Here is a 16,650-nt window from a genome sequence, read left to right as displayed (position 1 = left end):
GCGCCTATCGGGGGGCGAGCGAAGACTGCCGTTGCCGGATGGTGTCCGGCCATTGCGACTTGATGAACGCGAGAACCGCCCAGATTTCTTTGTCCGTGAGCCGGCCCTCATAGACCGGCATGTCGGTCGCGACGGGGCTGCCGATCAGTTTGGATAGCCCGAATTTGGTCAAATCGAACAGGGTCTGATCGTCGTGGTGCCACGTGTGCCCCGATGCGTCATGTGGCGGTGCGGGCAAGCGGCCGTTGGCGTTCCGGACCCGCCAGTTCGGTTGCCCTTCCAGCCTGGTGCCGTGGCAGGCCGCACAGTTCGCAGTGTAAATCTCCTGGCCCCGTGCGACCACCTGCGTATCTGATAGGTTTTCACGCGTGACGTCACCGCCCGGGTTGTCGTTGAACCCGCTGTAGGCAGCGACACCCAGCGCAAGAACAACGGCGAATATCGTCAGCCTGGCGCGCGTATTTCGGAATGATTGTCTTACCCGCATGGCGCGGGTGTACAGGTTCCAGTTGCCGGAAGGTCAAGACCGTTTCGGGCCGCCCCGGCGACTTCAGCGGCACATCCGTGCCTGCGATTCAGACCGCAATCTTGCCGGTCGGGAGCGAGAGGCCGGACCCGATGATGATCTCCATGGTCTTGCGCAGATGATCGTGGTGGGCCGCGACGGCGACGTCCGCGTCGCCGGAGAGCGTTTTGTCCATGAGGGATTTATGCTCGTCGCCCTCGGACCGGGCAGGGTAGCTGATCGACGCGGCGAGCTGGCGATAGCGTTTGGACTGGTCGGCCAGAAGTTCGCAATGGGCGAGCAGTCGCGGCGAGCCGCAGTTCGCCAGCAACACCGTGTGAAACTCCCGGTGCAGGACTTCCCACTCGGGATTGAACTCGAACTGTTCGGACTGGGCAGACCGCGGGGTGCGCGACAGGCGATGATAGGCGAGCAGGATCGACTCTTCCCACTCCGGGGTCGTGTTGGCCATGGATTCGCGCAACGCGATCTCTTCGGCCCAGCACCGCATGCGGATGAGGTCATGCAGGTCTTCCTCGCCGATGCCCGCGACATGGAAACCCTTCTGATCCTCGAAACAAACCAGCTTCTCGGCGAGCAGGCGGTTAAGAGCCTCCCGGACCGGGCTGATGCCCACACCGTATCGCCCGCGCAGTTGATCGGTGCCGAGACGGTGTCCGGGCTCGAGCGCGCCAATGATGATGTCGGCCCGCAGCCGGTCATAGACCGATGTGGCGATGGTCGGGCCGCCGGCCCGGCTGTCGCGTTTGATATGTTTTTTTACGGGCATCATTTGTCCGAAATCCGGAACGTCGAGGCGAACCCCCATCGATAGCGGCGAGAGCGTATATTCGAACATATTTCAGTGGAAGAAAAATATTCGAATATTATTGACTCAACACACCGAAAATCGGTTCTATCCCACCAACCAACCTGCGTACCCAAAATAAAGAAAAGTAATCTTGAATCAGGGCAAGGCCCAGGGAGAACATGATGCGTAAATCCAAGTCATTCCTTAAAAAAATCGGCGCCGTCAGCGCCGGTGCCGTCGTCGCGACGATGGCTCATGCGGGTGCGGCAAATGCCGCCGAGACCATCAAGGTCGCCGCGATCGACGGATATTCGCCCAAGTCACTGTGGGTGAAAGAGTTCATCGACTATTACATTCCCGAGATCGACAAGCGTCTCGCCGCAACTGGCAACTACGAGATCGAGTGGAACCAGGCCTGGGGCCAGATCGTGAAGGTTCGCGGTGTGCTCGGCGGCCTGCAAAAAGGCCTCGGCGACATTGGCGTCGTGACCACGGTGTTCCATGCTGACAAGGTGCCGTTGCAGCTCGTCGCCTACGCGACCCCGTTCGTGTCCAACGATCCGGGCCTCGTCGCCAAGACGGTTGACGGTCTTGCCGACACGCATCCCGAGTTCAAGGCGGCCTTCACCAGGTTCAATCAGGTCTATCTGACCAACCTGGCCGTTCTGGACACCTACCAGATCTTCACCAAGGATTCGGTGAAACAGCTTTCCGACCTCAAAGGTCTGAAGCTTGGCAGCGCGGGTCTGAACCTGCGTTGGCTCGAGGGCTTCGGTGCCGTCGGTGTTGCGGGCAGTCTCGTGACCTATCACAACAAGGTCGGCACCGGCGTGCTCGACGGGTTCATGCTGTGGCCGGAAGCGGTTGTCGGTCGCAAGATCTACGAAGTGGCACCCTATATGTTGAAGGCGGATCTCGGCACGGCCAACTCCAAGGTCATCAGTGTCAATGCGGATTCCTGGAAGAGCTATCCGGAAGAAGTGCGGGTCGCGATGCAGGAAGCCGCACACGGCTACCGTGACAAGATGGGTGCCGATGCCCTGGAGGTCGCTGCTGCGAGCTACAAGGCATTCACGGCCAACGGCGGCACGACCACCGTCCTGAGCCAGGATCAGCGTCAGAAGTGGGCGGACGATATGCCCAATGTCGCTGCTGACTGGGTTGCCGCGCGCAACAAGGAAGGCAATCCGGGGACCGCGGTCATGAAGTCCTACATGGATACGATGCGGGCGGCCAAGCAGCCGATCCTGCGTCAGTGGGACAAGGAACTCGGCTCCTAAGCCGCAGACCAAAAGGGTTCGAGTATGTCGGATCTAGCTGAAGGGGCGCCGCCGGTAGGTGGCGCCCCTAAAGATATTCTCGATCGCGTCCTGACCGTGATGAACACGGTCGGGTCGCTTTGGATATTCGTGCTCATGGTGATGATCGACACCGACGCCTTCAGCCGGACTTTGTTCAACCATCCGATCCATGGCGTGAACGAACTGGTGGAAATGTCGATTGTCGGTATCGTCTTCATGCAGATTGGTGACGCGACGCGCCATGGACGTCTGACGCGTTCCGACGGTTTTTATGGCCTGATGCAGCGCAAGGTGCCGAAGTTCGGACATGTGCTGGGGGCCGTATTTGATCTCCTGGGCGTCCTGTTCCTGGCCATCGTGCTCTATGGCGCGATCCCGGAACTGATTGATGCCTACCAGCTGAACTATTTCGTCGGTGAAGAGGGGCTGTTCACGGTTATCGAATGGCCGATCAAGGCCGTCATCGTGCTTGGTTGCACCGTGACGTTGCTGCAGTTTCTGAAGTTTGCCGTGCGTCACATCGTGCCGCTCGTGCGCGGCACGCGCTAGCCGCGCCGCACCGGAAGGGAAAACCCGGATATGGGTGGTATTGAGGTCGGTATTATTTCGGTCGGGCTGATTGTTGCCCTGATCTATCTGGGACTCTACATCCCGGTCGCGTTGGGCCTGGTGTCGTTTCTGGGCGTCTGGGTAATCCGCGACAATCCGAATATCGCTGTTGCGCTGCTCTCGGAATCGATCGACGGAACGATTTCGGAACTGGTCTTTGCGTCCGTGCCGCTGTTTGCGCTGATGGGGTTGATCGTGAGCAAGGCGGGGCTCGGCAAGGACGTATACGAGGTCGCCAACTTTGCCTTTTACAGGGTCCGCGGTGGCCTCGGCATCGCAACCGTTGCCGCGAACGCGATTTTCGCCTCGATTACGGGTTCGTCCATTGCATCGGCTTCCGTGTTTACCCGCGTCGCGGTGCCGGAGATGCGGCGGTTTGGCTATCGGACGCGTTTTACTGTTGGTGTCGTGGCGGGGTCGTCCGTTCTGGGCATGCTGATCCCGCCCTCTGCGATGCTGATTATCTACGCCATCGTCACCGAACAGTCGGTCGGGCGCATGTTTATCGCCGGCATCATTCCGGGCATCCTGCTGGCGATCGCGTTCGGTGTCCTGATCCTGGTCATGGCGTATCTCGTGCCGCGCTTTGTCGGCGGCCAGGAGGCGGCGGATGTCGCCGCGGAAGACTGGGCCAATCAGACCTGGATGGATCTGGTTCGAAAGATCATCCCGGTCATTATTCTTGTGTTGGTCGTCCTGGGTGGCATCTACGGTGGTGTATTCACACCGACCGAGGCGGGTGCCGCCGGGTCACTCGCGGCGCTGATAATCGCGGTGCTGAAGCGGGCCATAAGCTGGCGCGATCTGTGGGAAGTGCTGGTCGAGACCGGTTACATCACCGCGACCATTCTGTTCCTGATTATTTCGGCCTCGATGTACAGTCGGATGCTTGGTGTGGCCGCGCTGCCGACCGTGTTCGGCGAATGGCTCAATGATTTCGATCTGTCACTCGGCCAACTGATGTTCATCTATGTGCTGCTCATGGTGCTGCTTGGGACGATCATCGAAACCGCGTCAATCATTCTGATCGTTGTCCCCTTGTTCCTGGTGGTGCTCGAAAGTTTCAATGTGGACCTGGTCTGGTTCGGGATTGTGACCGTGGTTGGTGCGGAGATCGGCCTGCTGACCCCGCCGCTCGGGATATCCTGTTTCGTGATCAAAAGCGCGATCAACGACCCGACGGTCTCGTTGTCGGATATCTTCGCCGGGGCGTTCCCGTTTGCGGTGACGATGTTCCTGGTCCTGCTGGTTCTCATCGCCTACCCGCAGCTCAGTCTGTTTCTTCTGGAAATCGGTTACGCGACCTGACGGTGCCGGCGTTTGTGCCGGCACGCGCTGGTTTTCCCCGGATTGATTGCCCATAATCACGGCCATCCAACCGGGGGAAGTGATGAAGATTTTCAAGGACCGTCTGCCGTATTCCGCCATCGTCGACCGGCCGGAATGGAAGCTGCCCGACGGCAAGCGCATGGCCGTCTGGATTATCGCCAATGTCGAGGATTGGGATATCGCCCGGCCCATGCCGCGTGTGGTGCTGCCGCCGCCAATGGGTGTGCCGTTGCTCCCGGATCTGCCCAACTGGGCGTGGCACGAATACGGCATGCGCGTCGGCTTCTGGCGTATTCGTGACGCGCTGCGCGACCGCGGCATCATCCCCACCATGGCGGTCAACGGCCGGGTCTGTGAGACCTATCCGCGCGTGGCCGAGGCGGCGCTCGAGCTTGGCTGGGAGTTCATGGGCCACGGTTATCTTCAGGGCCCGATGCACAAGCATGACGATCAGCAGGAGCAGATCGACCGGGCTTGTGCCGCGATAGAGAAATTCTCAGGCAAGAAGGTGCGCGGCTGGGAAAGCCCGGGCATGACCGAGACCTTCCAGACGATCGACTGCCTGAAACGCGCCGGCATCGAGTATGTCGCCGACTGGGTGCTCGACGATCAGCCGGTGGAGATCGAGACCAGTGACGGTCCGATGATGTCGGTGCCGTATACGGTGGAGACCAATGATATTTCCATGATGGCCTTGCAGCAGCATTCATCCGACGAGATGTTCAAGCGTTCGAAAGACCAGTTCGACCGCCTCTACATGGAGAGCGAGCATTCGGCCCGCGTCATGTCGATCAGCCTGCACATGTATCTCACCGGTGCGCCGCACCGGATAAAGTATTTTGAGGAAATACTGGATTACATCCAGGGGCATTCCGACGTGGCTATCGTGCCCGGCGAGACGATCATGGACTGGTACCGCGAAGCCCACGCATAAAGGCAAGTTTCTTATGGCATTGCTGCTTACACCGCCCGTTCAAGGCACAATTGAACAGTGGCGCGACGCCATTTTGCAGGAAATTCCCGATCAGGAAATACGCCTCTGGCCGGATGTCGGTGACCCGGCGGATATTCTGTACGTGCTGATCGGTCGTTTTGACATTGCCAGCATGCCCGAAATGCCAAATCTGCGGCTCGCCATGCCGATGTTCGCCGGGGTCGATCACCTCCTTGCCCACCCCAACATGCCAGCCGTGCCGATGGTTCGGGTGGGGCCGCCGGAGGGGGATGTGGCAATGACGGAGTACGCGGTGCTTCACGTGCTGCGACACCACCGCCATATGCCCGAACATCTGGGCCAGCAACGGCAAAAGTTGTGGAGTGTTATTCCTCAGAAGCTGCCTCGTGAACAGCGGATCGGTTTCATGGGCTTCGGGATGATGGCCGAACCGCCTGCCCGGGTGCTGCATGGCCTGGGATTCGATGTGGCGGCCTGGGTGCGAAGTGACCGGCAGGACGCGGACATCGAGATGTTTTGCGGTTCCGAGTGGTTGCCCGATTTTCTTGCCCGTACCGACATCCTGGTGTGCCTGCTACCGCTAACAGCCGAGACCGAGGGAATCCTGAATGCAGAAACATTCGCCCAGATGCCCGAAGGGGCGGCGATCATCAATCTCGGGCGGGGCGCCCATCTCGTCGACGATGATCTGATTGCGGCTCTCGACAGCGGACAATTGGCCGGTGCGACCCTCGATACGACCAAGCCGGAACCCTTGCCGGTGGACAGCCCGCTCTGGTTACATGAGGGGGTCACAATCATGCCTCATACAGCGCGCAGGGTGCGTCCCGATGACGTGGGACCGCAAGTGGCGGAAGCGATCCGCCGAGATCAGGCGGGTGAGCCGCAATTGTGGGCCGTGGACCGGTCGGCTGGTTACTAGGGGAGAGGCAGAAATGGCACTGACAGACACGCAGGTGGCGCAGGCGGCCGATATTCTCGCGGGTGCGTTCAAGGCACGAACGACGATTGACGCGCTGCCGGCGGATTGCGGCCCGGCGAATGCCGCCGAGGCGGTGCAGGTGCAGATCGCGATGCTCGACCGGCTGGGACTGGATGCAGCGGGTTACAAGGCCGGCTTCACCAACCCGCCGATGCTCGAGAAAGCCGGACCCGACGGGCCCATGGCCGGGGTCATGTTCCGCGACTTTACGGTCTCCAGCGGCGGCAGCCTGAAACGCGCAGACGTTGGAACGGGCGCCCTGATTGAAGCCGAGATTTCTTTCCGCATGGGTGCGGACCTTCCGGCTCGTGAGGGTGGTTATAGCGAGGACGAGGTGATTGCCGCCGTCGGCAGCGCGATCCTCGGAATCGAGTTCGCGGTGCCGCGCCTCAACGACCCCCTCGGCCAGCCGATGGTGCACCTGGCTGCCGACAATGGTGCGGCCATGGGGTTCGTGGCGGGGCCAGATATTGCGGACTGGCAGTCCCGCGACCTCAAGACGCTGGAGATCGAATTGCTGTTCGACGGTGAAGTCGTCTCGGAGGGAATGCCGCTGCCGGCACGGTGCGACGAGCGCTGGTCGCTCACCTGGATCGTCAACCATTTCGCCGCGCGCGGGGTGGGGATCAAGGCCGGAGACCTTATGACCACGGGTGCGGCGGCCGCGCCCAAGCCGCTGGGAAACGCGAAAGACGTCGTGGCACGATTCGCCGGTGTGGGTGACGTCAATGTCACCGTCGAAGACTGACGCGTAGGTTTAACCTGATCCGGCTGCTCACATTCGCGCTCGCGGCGACGCTTCTGGTTGTGGGTCTGGGCATGCCTGCCCAGAGCGAAGACCTCGCGGCGCTCAAGAAGCGGTTGCTGCCGGGGATAAAAGGTGAGGATAACCGGCAGATCGTCGATTCCAGCGACTACCCCTGGAGCGCCATCGGCCGGGTCAACACCCGGATCGGCGGTTTCTGCACCGGCACGGTAATCGGCCCGCGAGACGTGCTGACGGCGGCCCATTGTCTTTGGAATAAACGCACCAAGCGCTGGCTGGTTCCCGAGGCGGTCAACTTTCTTGCGGGATACCGCCGTGGGGATTTCATCGCCCACGGGAAGGTGGTGGATTACACGCTCGCGGATCCGTTGCTGAACCCCGATGACGGCCCGCGTTTTCGACCCAACGACTGGGCTATCCTGCGCCTGGCCGAGCCGATCGACGAAGTTACGGGGACGTTGACTCTCGGACTATCCGGAACCCCTGTGCGAACGTATCTTCAGGCTGGCTACAGCAAGGACAAGCCGCATATCCTGACCCTCGACGAGGGGTGCCGGGTCGACGACAAACCGAATAATGGTGGCCTGTTGTTTCATGGCTGCGACGCGGTCAGCGGCGATTCGGGTTCGCCGATACTGGGCCTGTCGGGCGATGCACTGGTCGTCCTCGGTGTCCATGTGGCGACGGCGCCGAGACGCGGTAGCGACAGTCTGGGCATCGCTATTCCCATCGATTCCGTGGCAGATGGGATGAATCCGACGCCATAAGGCTTGTTAACGCTCGCGGCCGCGCTTATGTGACTGTTTCACGATTTGGGGACACCCGTTCATGGCTGAAGCCGACCAATTGCAGTCCAACGCCGTTCTGGACGGACTGATCAACCGAAACTCGACCCCACCGCGCCTGTTCGACGGACGCGAACCAGCGCGCGCCGACATCGATCGCATGCTGGAGGCGGCGATGAGCGCGCCCGATCACGGTTTTGTCCGGCCCTGGCGTTTTCACATCATCGAAGGAGACGCGCGCCACAAGCTCGGCGGGTTGTTCGCGGACGCGCTGCTGGAGCGCGAGCCGTTCGCGCCGACTGCCGCGATTGAGAAGGAGAAGGGCCGCCCGCTGCGTGCGCCGACCATCGTCGCGGTTTGTGCCAAGGTCGACCCGTCGCGCGCGCCGAAGGTGCCGGTAATCGAGCAGATCGTCGCCACGGCGGCGGCGATGGAGCATCTTGTGCTGGCCGCCCAGGCGATGGGCTATGGGGCGATCGTCCTGACGGGCCGCAACGCGCACGATCCGATGGTGCGCAATGCGTTCGACCTCTCGGGCGAAGATGAGCTTCTGGGTTTTGTTTATATCGGCTGCATCAGCGAGCCGACCCCGGCCAAGGAACGCCCCGCCGCGGCCGACTTTACGAGTGATTGGTCGTAGAAGCGGGCTCACAATCACCGTGCCTGAGATACGCGGATCAAGTCCGCGTATGACGGGTGTAGTTGGGGCAACTCTCTCGACGTCGTCATGCCCGGACTTGATCCGGGCATCTCGTTTCAACCCGAACCACCGATGCCGGGAAAACAAATGGCCGGGACAAGCCCGGCCATCTTTCTGAATTCCGGATGTCCCCTAGAAACTCTCGCTCCAGTGCACCATCGGCAGGCCGGCCACCGGTGAGGTGAAGTAGGGTATGTTGGTTGCGCGAAGGCTGCCGACATAGACTGTCTTCAGGTCCGGGCCACCGAACGTGACGGAGGCGCACCATTTGGCGATGTCGCCGCCGCATTCGAGCAGCAGGTCTGCCGTGACTTCGCTCTTTTGGAAGGCCGCGTCGAGCTTTGCGACTTCTTCGGGACTGGAATCGTCGAAGATGATGTGCAGATCACCGTCGGGCTTGATGGCGAAAATGCCGTCATTCATCACATGGGTGCCCCAGAGATTGCCGAAGGCGTCGAAGGCGATGCCGTCGATCAGGCGGCCATGGTCGCTCGGGCCGTAGATTTCCTTTGGCCCGAGACTGCCATCGTCGGCGATCCGGTAGCGCGCGATGTTGCGGCCGCAGGTCTGGACGACATAGAGCCATTCCTCGTTTTCATCGAGCTTGCACTCGTTGGAGAAATGCACGTCATCGGTAACGATCCGTACGCCCTTGCCCTCTTCATAGAGCAGGATCCGGCCGTCGACGATGTCCGGGCTGATCGCCTTGGGCCAGTCGTGGAGCATGGTCGAGACGGTGATCCAGATGCGGTTCTTACTGTCACGCGCCACAAAGTTGACCTTGCCGATCTCCTCACCGTCGACCGTGTCGAACATGACCTCGGTCTCGCCGGTACGGGTCATCCGCTCGAGGCAATCGGTACCGAAATTCGAGATCAGGATATCGCCGTTGCTGGCGAAGGCCAGGCCGTTGGGCAGGGTACCGTCGACGAACTTCGAGGCTTCGTCGTCAGTCGATTCGAACGCTTCGGCGTCATGGGACTGGGTGATGATCTCCTGACTGCCATCGGGCTTGATGCGCACGACGCCGCCACGGGCGTCCGCGGACCAAAGGTCGCCGTTTTTCTCGGCCAGAATGCATTCGGGCCGCTGCAGCCCTTCGCCGATGAACTTGAAGTCATCTTTGGTGACGGTGAACCCGTCAATCGGATTGTTGGCCATGGTTTTCTCCTCCCGGAACCTCCGGGGTGTGTGACCGGATGTGCCACGCGGAACGGGCCCGCGTGGCACTTTGGTTTTTATGATCCGGTTTCGGTGACGTTCCGGCGTGAACCTAGAACTTCACCATATCGCCGCCCTTGAGATCGAGGATCTCGCGGGCTTCGTCAGGTGTCGCGACTTCCAGCGACAGGTCTTCGACGATCCGGCGGATCTTCGCGACCTGCTGGGCGTTGGATTCGGCGAGCTTGCCCTTGCCGATGTAGAGCGAGTCTTCCAGACCGACCCGCACGCTGCCGCCGAGGAGGGCGGACTGAGTGACGAAGTTCATCTGGTGGCGACCTGCGCCCAGTACGGAGAAGACATAGTCGTCACCGAACAGCTTGTCGGCGGTCTCCTTCATGTGCACCAGATGTGCGAGTTCGGCACCGATGCCGCCCATGATCCCGAAGATGAACTGCAGGAAGATCGGGCCCTTGAGGCGGCCCTGGTTGTACCAGTAGGCCGTGTTGTAGAGATGACTGATGTCGTAGCACTCATGCTCGAACTTCACCCCGCGCTTATCGTGCAGCTCGGTGATGATGTATTCCATCTGCTTGAAGGTATTGGTGAAGATGAAATCGTCGGTCATCTCCAGATAGGGCTTCTCCCAGTCGTACTTCCATTTGTCGTAGCGACCCGCCAGACCAAAGATACCGAAGTTCATCGAACCCATGTTGAAGGAGGTGACTTCCGGCTCGGCACGCACGGCTGCGGCGATGCGCTCGTCGACAGTCATGCCCAGGCCGCCACCGGTCGTGATGTTCACAACCGCGTCGGTGTTCTGCTTGATGCGCGGCAGGAACTCCATGAACACGTCGGGATCCGGCGTCGGTTTGCCGTTCTCCGGGTCACGGGCGTGAAGATGGATAATCGAAGCCCCGGCCTCGGCCGCTTCGATAGAGGACTGGGCGATCTCATCCGGTGTGATCGGCAGATGGTCCGACATGGTCGGCGTGTGGATCGCGCCGGTAATCGCGCATGAAATAATGACTTTGGATTGTTTCGCCATGGATATTCCCCCTGAGGTCAAAGTTAGTTTAGTTTCTGTTGGCCGGACACCGGCCACCAAGACGTTTTTATCGTTGGCATCGAGCCTACAATCGCGGCCCTGCCAAGTCCAGATTTGGACGCGCCTCAACCCAGTTCGAAACTCGTGATTCCAAACATCCCCGGGAACCGCATTTGCGGCGCGAGGCCCCGATACATGCGCACCGTTTCGAACACGCGCTCCATGCCCAGCCGTTCGCACAATTCGAGCGCGTCATCATTGGCAAACGGCGGGTCCAGATAGATCTGGTCAGCACCGGATTTCGTGACGAGGCTGCGGACCAGCCGTTCGGCTGTTTCCGTGTCGTCGGCGAAGAGCGGTCCTATCTTGTGACCCTCGCGACACGGTCGGATAACGCCATAGCCGCTGATGTCGCCGTTATCGACGGCTGCAATACCCAGATGCCCGGCGGCCGAGAGCCAAGCGTCCAGGAAACGCTCGCGCGATGACGGGAAGAACTCCCTGTCGTAGGTCTTGACCGCCGAGATGTGTTCGGCGTCGATCTCCACGAGATCATCGCTGCTGTCGGTGATCGATGAGAAGTCCGGATTGCCGCCAAATCGAATGCTGCGATGGGTTCTGAAGAACCCGGCTTTCCGATAGGTCATTTCCTCTTCAACGACGGCATCGAGCCCGATCACCACGCGTCGATCGATCTTGTCCGTGACAAACCGCCACAGAGCGAGCCCGATTCCCCGGCCACGGTAATCGGGATGCACGATATAAAAGCCGAGAAACGCGAAGCCTCGCTCGTATCTGACCACGGACATGCAGGCGACCATTTCGCCCTGCAGCCGGGCAACCCAGAACCCCTCGGGGTCTGCGGCCCAAAAGCACTCGGCGTCGCTCAGGCCCGGGTTCCAGCCTTCGCGCGCGGCCCACTCGATCATGACGTCGAGGTCTTCGCGCTCGGCGCGGAATATCTCAATTTCGTTTTCCATGGTCACTTCAGCCAGTTTCGTAACAGGATTGTACGCGCCGGAGGTGCGCTGTCATTGTCCCCATCGCAAGGCGACAGGATCGAGCGCGGCCGCCAGGTCGAGCAGCGTCTTGCGCACTTCGGGTGCGAGCGGCGCGATCGGGTGGCGGCAGAAATCCGACTTGATAACACCACCGGCCTTCATCACGGCCTTCGCCGCACGGAAGCCGCACAGCCGGTTTTCGTGATTGATCGTCGGTAACACCCGTTCATAGATGGTTTTCGCGGTATCCCGGTCGCCGTCCAGATGTGCTGCGATCGCCGGTCGGACGAGATCGGGGATCATGGCCGACGTCATGCAGCCGGTCGCACCCGCATCGAGATCGGCCAGCAGTGTGATGCCTTCCTCGCCGTCGAAAGGGCCTTCGATGGCATCGCCGCCTGCGGCGATCAGGACGCGCAGTTTGTTGGCGGCCTGGGCGCATTCGATCTTGAAGCATTTGACGGCCTCGATTTCGCGGGCCATCCGGACCAGCAAATCCACCGGCAGGTCCGTTCCAGACAAGGGCGCGTCCTGCACCATGATGGGCAGCCCGGCTTCGCCAGCGGCGGCGAACTGTCCGACGATCTGGTCGGGTGTGCCGCGCAGCAGCGCGCCGTGATAGGGCGGCATCAGCATGATCATGGCCGCGCCGAGCTCTGCTGCCTGACGCGCGCGTGCAACGACGATATCGGTGGCGAAATGGCTTGCGGTCACGATGATGGGGATCCGGCCCGCCACATGTTCGAGTGAGAGGCGGGTGAGTTGATCGCGCTCGTCGTCCGATAGCAAGAACTGCTCGGAGAAGTTGGCCAGTATACAAATGCCGTCGACGCCCTGGTCGATCATGCAATCGAGGACCCGTTTCATGCCCTCGGGGTCGATCGCGCCGGTTTCGGTGAACGGCGTGGGCGCAACGGGCCAGACGCCACTATATGTGTGTGTGATGCTCATGGGTTCTTGATACCAAGCCCGATCGCAAATGCCCATGGTTGACAGTGTCTCGGGCCGGGACGTTCAATGTGAATGGCTACAAGGGCAGGGGAACATGCAATGGGCGAAACACTCTTCACCAATGTCTCCATTATCGACGGCACCGGTGCCGAACCTTTCAACGGAAGCGTTCTGGTCAAGGGAGGGCAAATCTCGGCGGTAACGCGGGATGGAGCCCCCACGGCAGGTGCGGCCGATATCGTGGACGGCGGCGGTGCCACCCTGATGCCCGGTCTGATCGACGCCCACGCCCATCTGAGCTTCCTGGATGCGGCTACGCTCGGCGAAATCAACGACTTGACCGCCGAGCGGCATATCCTCGAGACGGCGAAGAACGCGCGCAAGATGCTGGATCACGGCTTCACCAGCATGTTCAGCGGCAGTTCGGCCCGCGACAATCTGGAAGTCGCGCTGCGTGACGCGATCAACGCCGGCGATATTCCGGGCCCGCGGCTCAAGGCCGCCACCCGGCAGATGACCGTCACCGGGGGGTTCGGGGATCTGGGTCGCGATGGTATCGCCTCGCTTGTCCTCGACGGCCCGGAGGCGTTTCGCGCGGCCTGCCGGACGGCGGCACGCGCCGGCGTGGACACATTCAAGATCGTCCCGTCGGCCCAGGGCTCTGGTCCGGATCCGCTGGCTGAAGACACGGCGATGTCGGACGACGAGGTCGCGGCGGTCTGCGCTGTGGCAAGGCAGCGGGGCCGCATGGTCGCGGCCCATGCACGGTCGGCGGAAGCGGTGAAGATGTGTGTGCGCAATGGCGTGCAGGTGGTCTATCACGCGACCCTGGCCGACGACGAAGCGAAAGACATGCTCGAAGCCGAGCGCGAGCGCGTATTCGTGGCACCGGCCATGGGTCTGCCGTACGGGCGCATTACGGAAGGCGAAAAATACGGCGTCGCCACGGATGATTTCACACGGGCGCGGGCGGAGAAGGAAATCGAGACCGTCAGCGCGACGATGGCGGACCTGCGCAAGCGGGGCATCCGGATTCTGCCGGGCGGCGATTATGGCTTCAAGTGGAATCCCCACGGCCGCAACGCCCGGGACCTGCAGATGTTCGTCGAATTGTTCGGTTTCACGCCGCTGGAGGCCATCCAGGCGGCGACGCAGGCCGGGGGCGAGCTCATGGGGGAGCCGGGCCGGCTGGGTCTGATTGCGGACGGCGCTTTCGCTGATCTGGTGCTGGTCGATGGCGATCCGGTCGCGGATATCTCGATCCTGCAGGATCCGACGCGTTTCCTCGCAATCATGAAAGACGGCATCTTCCACAAGGCGCCGGCGGGCAACCAAACCGGGCAGCGCGTCGCTGCCGAATAACAAGCAGTCCGGCCGGGATCATCGGCCAGGGGGAAGAGAAAATGAAACTTGTGACTTTTACCGTGGCGGGTGGCGCGCCGCGTGTTGGTGCGCTGAGCGAAGACGAGACGCAGGTTGTTGATCTCGCGGCGTCAGACAATCAGCCCTATTTCCAGACCATGCTGGCATTGATCGAGGCCGGCGACCAGGCGGTCGCGCGGGCGCGCGAGATCGTTGCCGCATCGGGTGATGACACGGGTGGCGGGGTGGTATTTCCGCTCGCGGATGTTGGGCTTCTGACGCCCGTCCCGCAGCCGCCACAAATACGCGATTTCCTGTGTTTTGAGAGACACTTATTGAATTCCTTTGATATGTTACGTAAGAAAAAGGCCCAGGCTGAACCCGACCCGGAGGAGGCGCTCAAGCGGTTCGAGGCCGAAGGCACATTTGCCATTCCGCAGATCTGGTATGACCAGCCGCTTTTCTACAAGCCGAGCCGTCTGGGTGTGATCGGCACCGGGACCGACGTCATCTGGCCGTTCTTCTCCGAATTGCTCGATTACGAGATGGAATTCGGCTGCTGGCTCGGCAAGGGCGGAAAGGATATCGATCCGAAGGCCGCCACGGACATGATTTTCGGTTATTCGATTTTCAACGATATCTCCGCGCGCGACACCCAGGCCTATGAGATGCCTGCCGGTTTCGGGCCGGGGAAGGGCAAGGATTTCGACACCGGCAACATCATCGGCCCCTGCATCGTGACCGCGGACGCGTTCGATCCCGGCGATGCCGAGATGATCGTCCGAATCAACGGCGAGGAGCGCTCGCGCGGCAATTCGGGCGAGATGTACCACAAGTTCGAAGATTGCATCGCGCACACGTCGCGCGCTGAGACGGTGTATCCGGGTGAGTTTTTCGCGTCCGGTACCGTCGGCTGGGGCTGCGGGCTGGAGCATGACAAGTATCTCGCCGACGGCGACGTGGTTGAACTCGAGGTCACGGGGATCGGCGTCCTGAAGAACAAGATCGTCAAACAGGCCTAGGGGGAAACATTTCAATGGCGAAATGGCAATACACCAAGGGTCTGCACGAGGTCGGTAACGGGCTCTACGCCTATCTGTTGCCGGATGGCGGTTGGGGCTGGTCGAATGCGGGCCTGATTGTTGATGGTGAGGAGACGGTACTGATCGACACCCTGTTCGATCTGCCGCTGACCCGGGACATGCTGGGGACGATGCGCGACGCGGTACCGGCCGCGAAGGATATCGGTCGGCTGATCAACACCCACGCCAATGCCGACCATGTCTGGGGCAATCAGCTGGTCAGCGACGCGGAGATCATCGCTTCGACGGGCTGTGCCGAGGAGTTCGATCACTTCCCGCCAAGCAGGCTCGAGGAAATGATGGCCGACGCCAAAAACCTGGGCGTTCTCGGAGAATTCCTGGAGCATTGTTTCGCGCCGTTCGACTTCTCCGGGATCGAACTGACGCCCCCAACGACCACATTCGACGATCGCATGAGCCTGAAATGTGGTGATCGGGAGATCGAACTGTACAATGTCGGGCCGGCGCACACGCGTGGGGACATCCTGACCCATCTGCCCGGCGACCGGCTGATCTTCACCGGCGACATCATTTTCAATGGCGGCCACCCGGTGATCTGGGACGGCCCGATTTCGAACTGGCAGAAGGCCTGCGACATCATCCTGTCGCTCGACGCGGATGTGGTAGTGCCGGGCCATGGGCCGGTTACGGACCAGGCGCATGTCCGGGTCTTCAAGGGCTATCTCGACTATATCGAGACCGAGACGCGTAAATGTTTCGATGCGGGCCTGTCGGAATGGGATGCGGCATGTGAAATCTCGTTGGCTGACTACGACACCTGGGGCGATGCGGAGCGATTCATCGGCAACGTCTATGCGCTCTATCGGGAGTTTCGGGACGACGGGAGTAAGCCCGAGGTGATGCCGGTATTCGAGGAGATGGCGCGTTTCCACAAAGAGGTCATTCTGCCCCGACTCGCGGCTGGTTAATCGCCATGTGAACGCTTGTCTGTTTTCGGTCACAAACCCCGGAAAGTCGGGGTTCAGACGTTAACCATTTTACATGTTCTTGGTTGTAAGGTTTGCGGCCTGACCACTACTATCGTGTGGGTTTGAATCGGCGACGCTGTGTGCGTTTTCGTCATTTTTCGGGGTGCGTTCGGCGCCCCGATCTCGGTGTACAAGTGGGGCTTGAATGGCACGACGACGCGGCAAACGCGGAGACGACAATCTTGTTGGCACGAGCGGCCGCGACCATATTGACGGTCGCGACGGCGACGACACGATTTCCGGGGGCGGCGGCGACGACAAACTGAAGGGCGGTCGCGGCGAGGATACGATCTCCGGCGGATCGGGCAACGAC

The 16,650-nt window shown here is 61.0% G+C and carries 17 protein-coding genes; 11 read left to right on the top strand and 6 right to left on the bottom strand.

Annotated elements, in window-relative coordinates; genetic code table 11:
• Positions 1-4: 4 nt before the first annotated feature.
• Together ABJ363_08110 and ABJ363_08105 are read right to left on the bottom strand one after the other, a co-directional pair.
• A complete protein-coding gene (locus ABJ363_08110; GenBank protein MEP4378946.1) occupies positions 5-487 on the bottom strand; it encodes a cytochrome c in 483 nt (160 codons plus the stop codon).
• 88 nt (positions 488-575) lie between these two features.
• Positions 576-1,295: a GntR family transcriptional regulator gene (locus ABJ363_08105; GenBank protein MEP4378945.1), complete on the bottom strand. Its 720-nt coding sequence runs from the start codon at positions 1,293-1,295 to the stop codon at positions 576-578.
• Between the two features lie 203 nt (positions 1,296-1,498).
• On the opposite strand from ABJ363_08105, the gene ABJ363_08100 reads away from it, so the two are divergent.
• The 8 genes from ABJ363_08100 (at position 1,499) to ABJ363_08065 (ending at position 8,683) form a co-directional block, all read left to right on the top strand.
• Positions 1,499-2,596, top strand: a complete 1,098-nt coding sequence (locus ABJ363_08100) for a C4-dicarboxylate TRAP transporter substrate-binding protein (GenBank protein ID MEP4378944.1) — start codon at positions 1,499-1,501, stop codon at positions 2,594-2,596.
• Between the two features lie 24 nt (positions 2,597-2,620).
• Entirely contained in the window at positions 2,621-3,166 is a 546-nt protein-coding gene (locus tag ABJ363_08095) for a TRAP transporter small permease (GenBank protein ID MEP4378943.1), read from the top strand.
• Between the two features lie 30 nt (positions 3,167-3,196).
• Positions 3,197-4,534 (top strand): TRAP transporter large permease, encoded by a 1,338-nt coding sequence (locus tag ABJ363_08090; protein ID MEP4378942.1) that lies wholly within the window; start codon positions 3,197-3,199, stop codon positions 4,532-4,534.
• Positions 4,535-4,616: 82 nt separating this feature from the next.
• A complete protein-coding gene (locus ABJ363_08085; GenBank protein ID MEP4378941.1) occupies positions 4,617-5,489 on the top strand; it encodes a polysaccharide deacetylase family protein in 873 nt (290 codons plus the stop codon).
• 13 nt (positions 5,490-5,502) lie between these two features.
• A complete protein-coding gene (locus tag ABJ363_08080; GenBank protein MEP4378940.1) occupies positions 5,503-6,432 on the top strand; it encodes a glyoxylate/hydroxypyruvate reductase A in 930 nt (309 codons plus the stop codon).
• Positions 6,433-6,445: 13 nt separating this feature from the next.
• A complete protein-coding gene (locus tag ABJ363_08075; GenBank protein MEP4378939.1) occupies positions 6,446-7,240 on the top strand; it encodes a fumarylacetoacetate hydrolase family protein in 795 nt (264 codons plus the stop codon).
• A gap of 71 nt (positions 7,241-7,311) precedes the next feature.
• Positions 7,312-8,025, top strand: a complete 714-nt coding sequence (locus ABJ363_08070; protein ID MEP4378938.1) for a trypsin-like serine protease — start codon at positions 7,312-7,314, stop codon at positions 8,023-8,025.
• 61 nt (positions 8,026-8,086) lie between these two features.
• Positions 8,087-8,683, top strand: a complete 597-nt coding sequence (locus ABJ363_08065) for a nitroreductase (GenBank protein ID MEP4378937.1) — start codon at positions 8,087-8,089, stop codon at positions 8,681-8,683.
• A gap of 192 nt (positions 8,684-8,875) precedes the next feature.
• Here the strand turns inward: ABJ363_08065 and ABJ363_08060 are convergent, their stop codons facing one another.
• From ABJ363_08060 to ABJ363_08045, 4 genes are all read right to left on the bottom strand, one after another.
• Positions 8,876-9,904, bottom strand: coding sequence for an SMP-30/gluconolactonase/LRE family protein (locus ABJ363_08060; protein ID MEP4378936.1), 1,029 nt, complete (start codon positions 9,902-9,904; stop codon positions 8,876-8,878).
• A 112-nt stretch (positions 9,905-10,016) separates the two neighbouring features.
• Positions 10,017-10,952, bottom strand: a complete 936-nt coding sequence (locus tag ABJ363_08055; protein ID MEP4378935.1) for a 3-keto-5-aminohexanoate cleavage protein — start codon at positions 10,950-10,952, stop codon at positions 10,017-10,019.
• A 125-nt stretch (positions 10,953-11,077) separates the two neighbouring features.
• Positions 11,078-11,932 (bottom strand): GNAT family N-acetyltransferase, encoded by an 855-nt coding sequence (locus ABJ363_08050; GenBank protein MEP4378934.1) that lies wholly within the window; start codon positions 11,930-11,932, stop codon positions 11,078-11,080.
• 51 nt (positions 11,933-11,983) lie between these two features.
• The gene (locus ABJ363_08045) at positions 11,984-12,904 is read right to left on the bottom strand and encodes a dihydrodipicolinate synthase family protein (protein ID MEP4378933.1); all 921 of its coding nucleotides are present in this window, start codon (positions 12,902-12,904) and stop codon (positions 11,984-11,986) included.
• A gap of 99 nt (positions 12,905-13,003) precedes the next feature.
• Between ABJ363_08045 and ABJ363_08040 the strand changes: the two genes are divergently transcribed.
• Genes ABJ363_08040 through ABJ363_08030 form a run of 3 tightly spaced genes read left to right on the top strand, consistent with a single transcriptional unit; the run spans position 13,004 to position 16,277 of the window.
• Positions 13,004-14,266 (top strand): amidohydrolase family protein, encoded by a 1,263-nt coding sequence (locus ABJ363_08040; protein ID MEP4378932.1) that lies wholly within the window; start codon positions 13,004-13,006, stop codon positions 14,264-14,266.
• 41 nt (positions 14,267-14,307) lie between these two features.
• Positions 14,308-15,288, top strand: a complete 981-nt coding sequence (locus tag ABJ363_08035; GenBank protein ID MEP4378931.1) for a fumarylacetoacetate hydrolase family protein — start codon at positions 14,308-14,310, stop codon at positions 15,286-15,288.
• Positions 15,289-15,302: 14 nt separating this feature from the next.
• Positions 15,303-16,277: an MBL fold metallo-hydrolase gene (locus ABJ363_08030; protein MEP4378930.1), complete on the top strand. Its 975-nt coding sequence runs from the start codon at positions 15,303-15,305 to the stop codon at positions 16,275-16,277.
• The last annotated feature ends 373 nt before the right edge of the window (positions 16,278-16,650 follow it).

The sequence above is a fragment of the Alphaproteobacteria bacterium genome, assembly GCA_039980135.1.
Classification (GTDB): Bacteria; Pseudomonadota; Alphaproteobacteria; order UBA6615; family UBA6615; genus UBA8079.
The sequence above is the reverse complement of the archived record's forward strand: the minus strand, read 5'-3'. Positions and strand labels throughout refer to the sequence as shown.

What these genes read in the sequence shown, in the direction of transcription:
- ABJ363_08110 (MEP4378946.1), bottom strand. Translation starts at nt 487, where the DNA reads ATGCGGGTAAGACAATCATTCCGAAATACGCGCGCCAGGCTGACGATA.
- ABJ363_08105 (MEP4378945.1), bottom strand. Translation starts at nt 1,295, where the DNA reads ATGCCCGTAAAAAAACATATCAAACGCGACAGCCGGGCCGGCGGCCCG.
- ABJ363_08100 (MEP4378944.1), top strand. Translation starts at nt 1,499, where the DNA reads ATGCGTAAATCCAAGTCATTCCTTAAAAAAATCGGCGCCGTCAGCGCC.
- ABJ363_08095 (MEP4378943.1), top strand. Translation starts at nt 2,621, where the DNA reads ATGTCGGATCTAGCTGAAGGGGCGCCGCCGGTAGGTGGCGCCCCTAAA.
- ABJ363_08090 (MEP4378942.1), top strand. Translation starts at nt 3,197, where the DNA reads ATGGGTGGTATTGAGGTCGGTATTATTTCGGTCGGGCTGATTGTTGCC.
- ABJ363_08085 (MEP4378941.1), top strand. Translation starts at nt 4,617, where the DNA reads ATGAAGATTTTCAAGGACCGTCTGCCGTATTCCGCCATCGTCGACCGG.
- ABJ363_08080 (MEP4378940.1), top strand. Translation starts at nt 5,503, where the DNA reads ATGGCATTGCTGCTTACACCGCCCGTTCAAGGCACAATTGAACAGTGG.
- ABJ363_08075 (MEP4378939.1), top strand. Translation starts at nt 6,446, where the DNA reads ATGGCACTGACAGACACGCAGGTGGCGCAGGCGGCCGATATTCTCGCG.
- ABJ363_08070 (MEP4378938.1), top strand. Translation starts at nt 7,312, where the DNA reads ATGCCTGCCCAGAGCGAAGACCTCGCGGCGCTCAAGAAGCGGTTGCTG.
- ABJ363_08065 (MEP4378937.1), top strand. Translation starts at nt 8,087, where the DNA reads ATGGCTGAAGCCGACCAATTGCAGTCCAACGCCGTTCTGGACGGACTG.
- ABJ363_08060 (MEP4378936.1), bottom strand. Translation starts at nt 9,904, where the DNA reads ATGGCCAACAATCCGATTGACGGGTTCACCGTCACCAAAGATGACTTC.
- ABJ363_08055 (MEP4378935.1), bottom strand. Translation starts at nt 10,952, where the DNA reads ATGGCGAAACAATCCAAAGTCATTATTTCATGCGCGATTACCGGCGCG.
- ABJ363_08050 (MEP4378934.1), bottom strand. Translation starts at nt 11,932, where the DNA reads ATGGAAAACGAAATTGAGATATTCCGCGCCGAGCGCGAAGACCTCGAC.
- ABJ363_08045 (MEP4378933.1), bottom strand. Translation starts at nt 12,904, where the DNA reads ATGAGCATCACACACACATATAGTGGCGTCTGGCCCGTTGCGCCCACG.
- ABJ363_08040 (MEP4378932.1), top strand. Translation starts at nt 13,004, where the DNA reads ATGGGCGAAACACTCTTCACCAATGTCTCCATTATCGACGGCACCGGT.
- ABJ363_08035 (MEP4378931.1), top strand. Translation starts at nt 14,308, where the DNA reads ATGAAACTTGTGACTTTTACCGTGGCGGGTGGCGCGCCGCGTGTTGGT.
- ABJ363_08030 (MEP4378930.1), top strand. Translation starts at nt 15,303, where the DNA reads ATGGCGAAATGGCAATACACCAAGGGTCTGCACGAGGTCGGTAACGGG.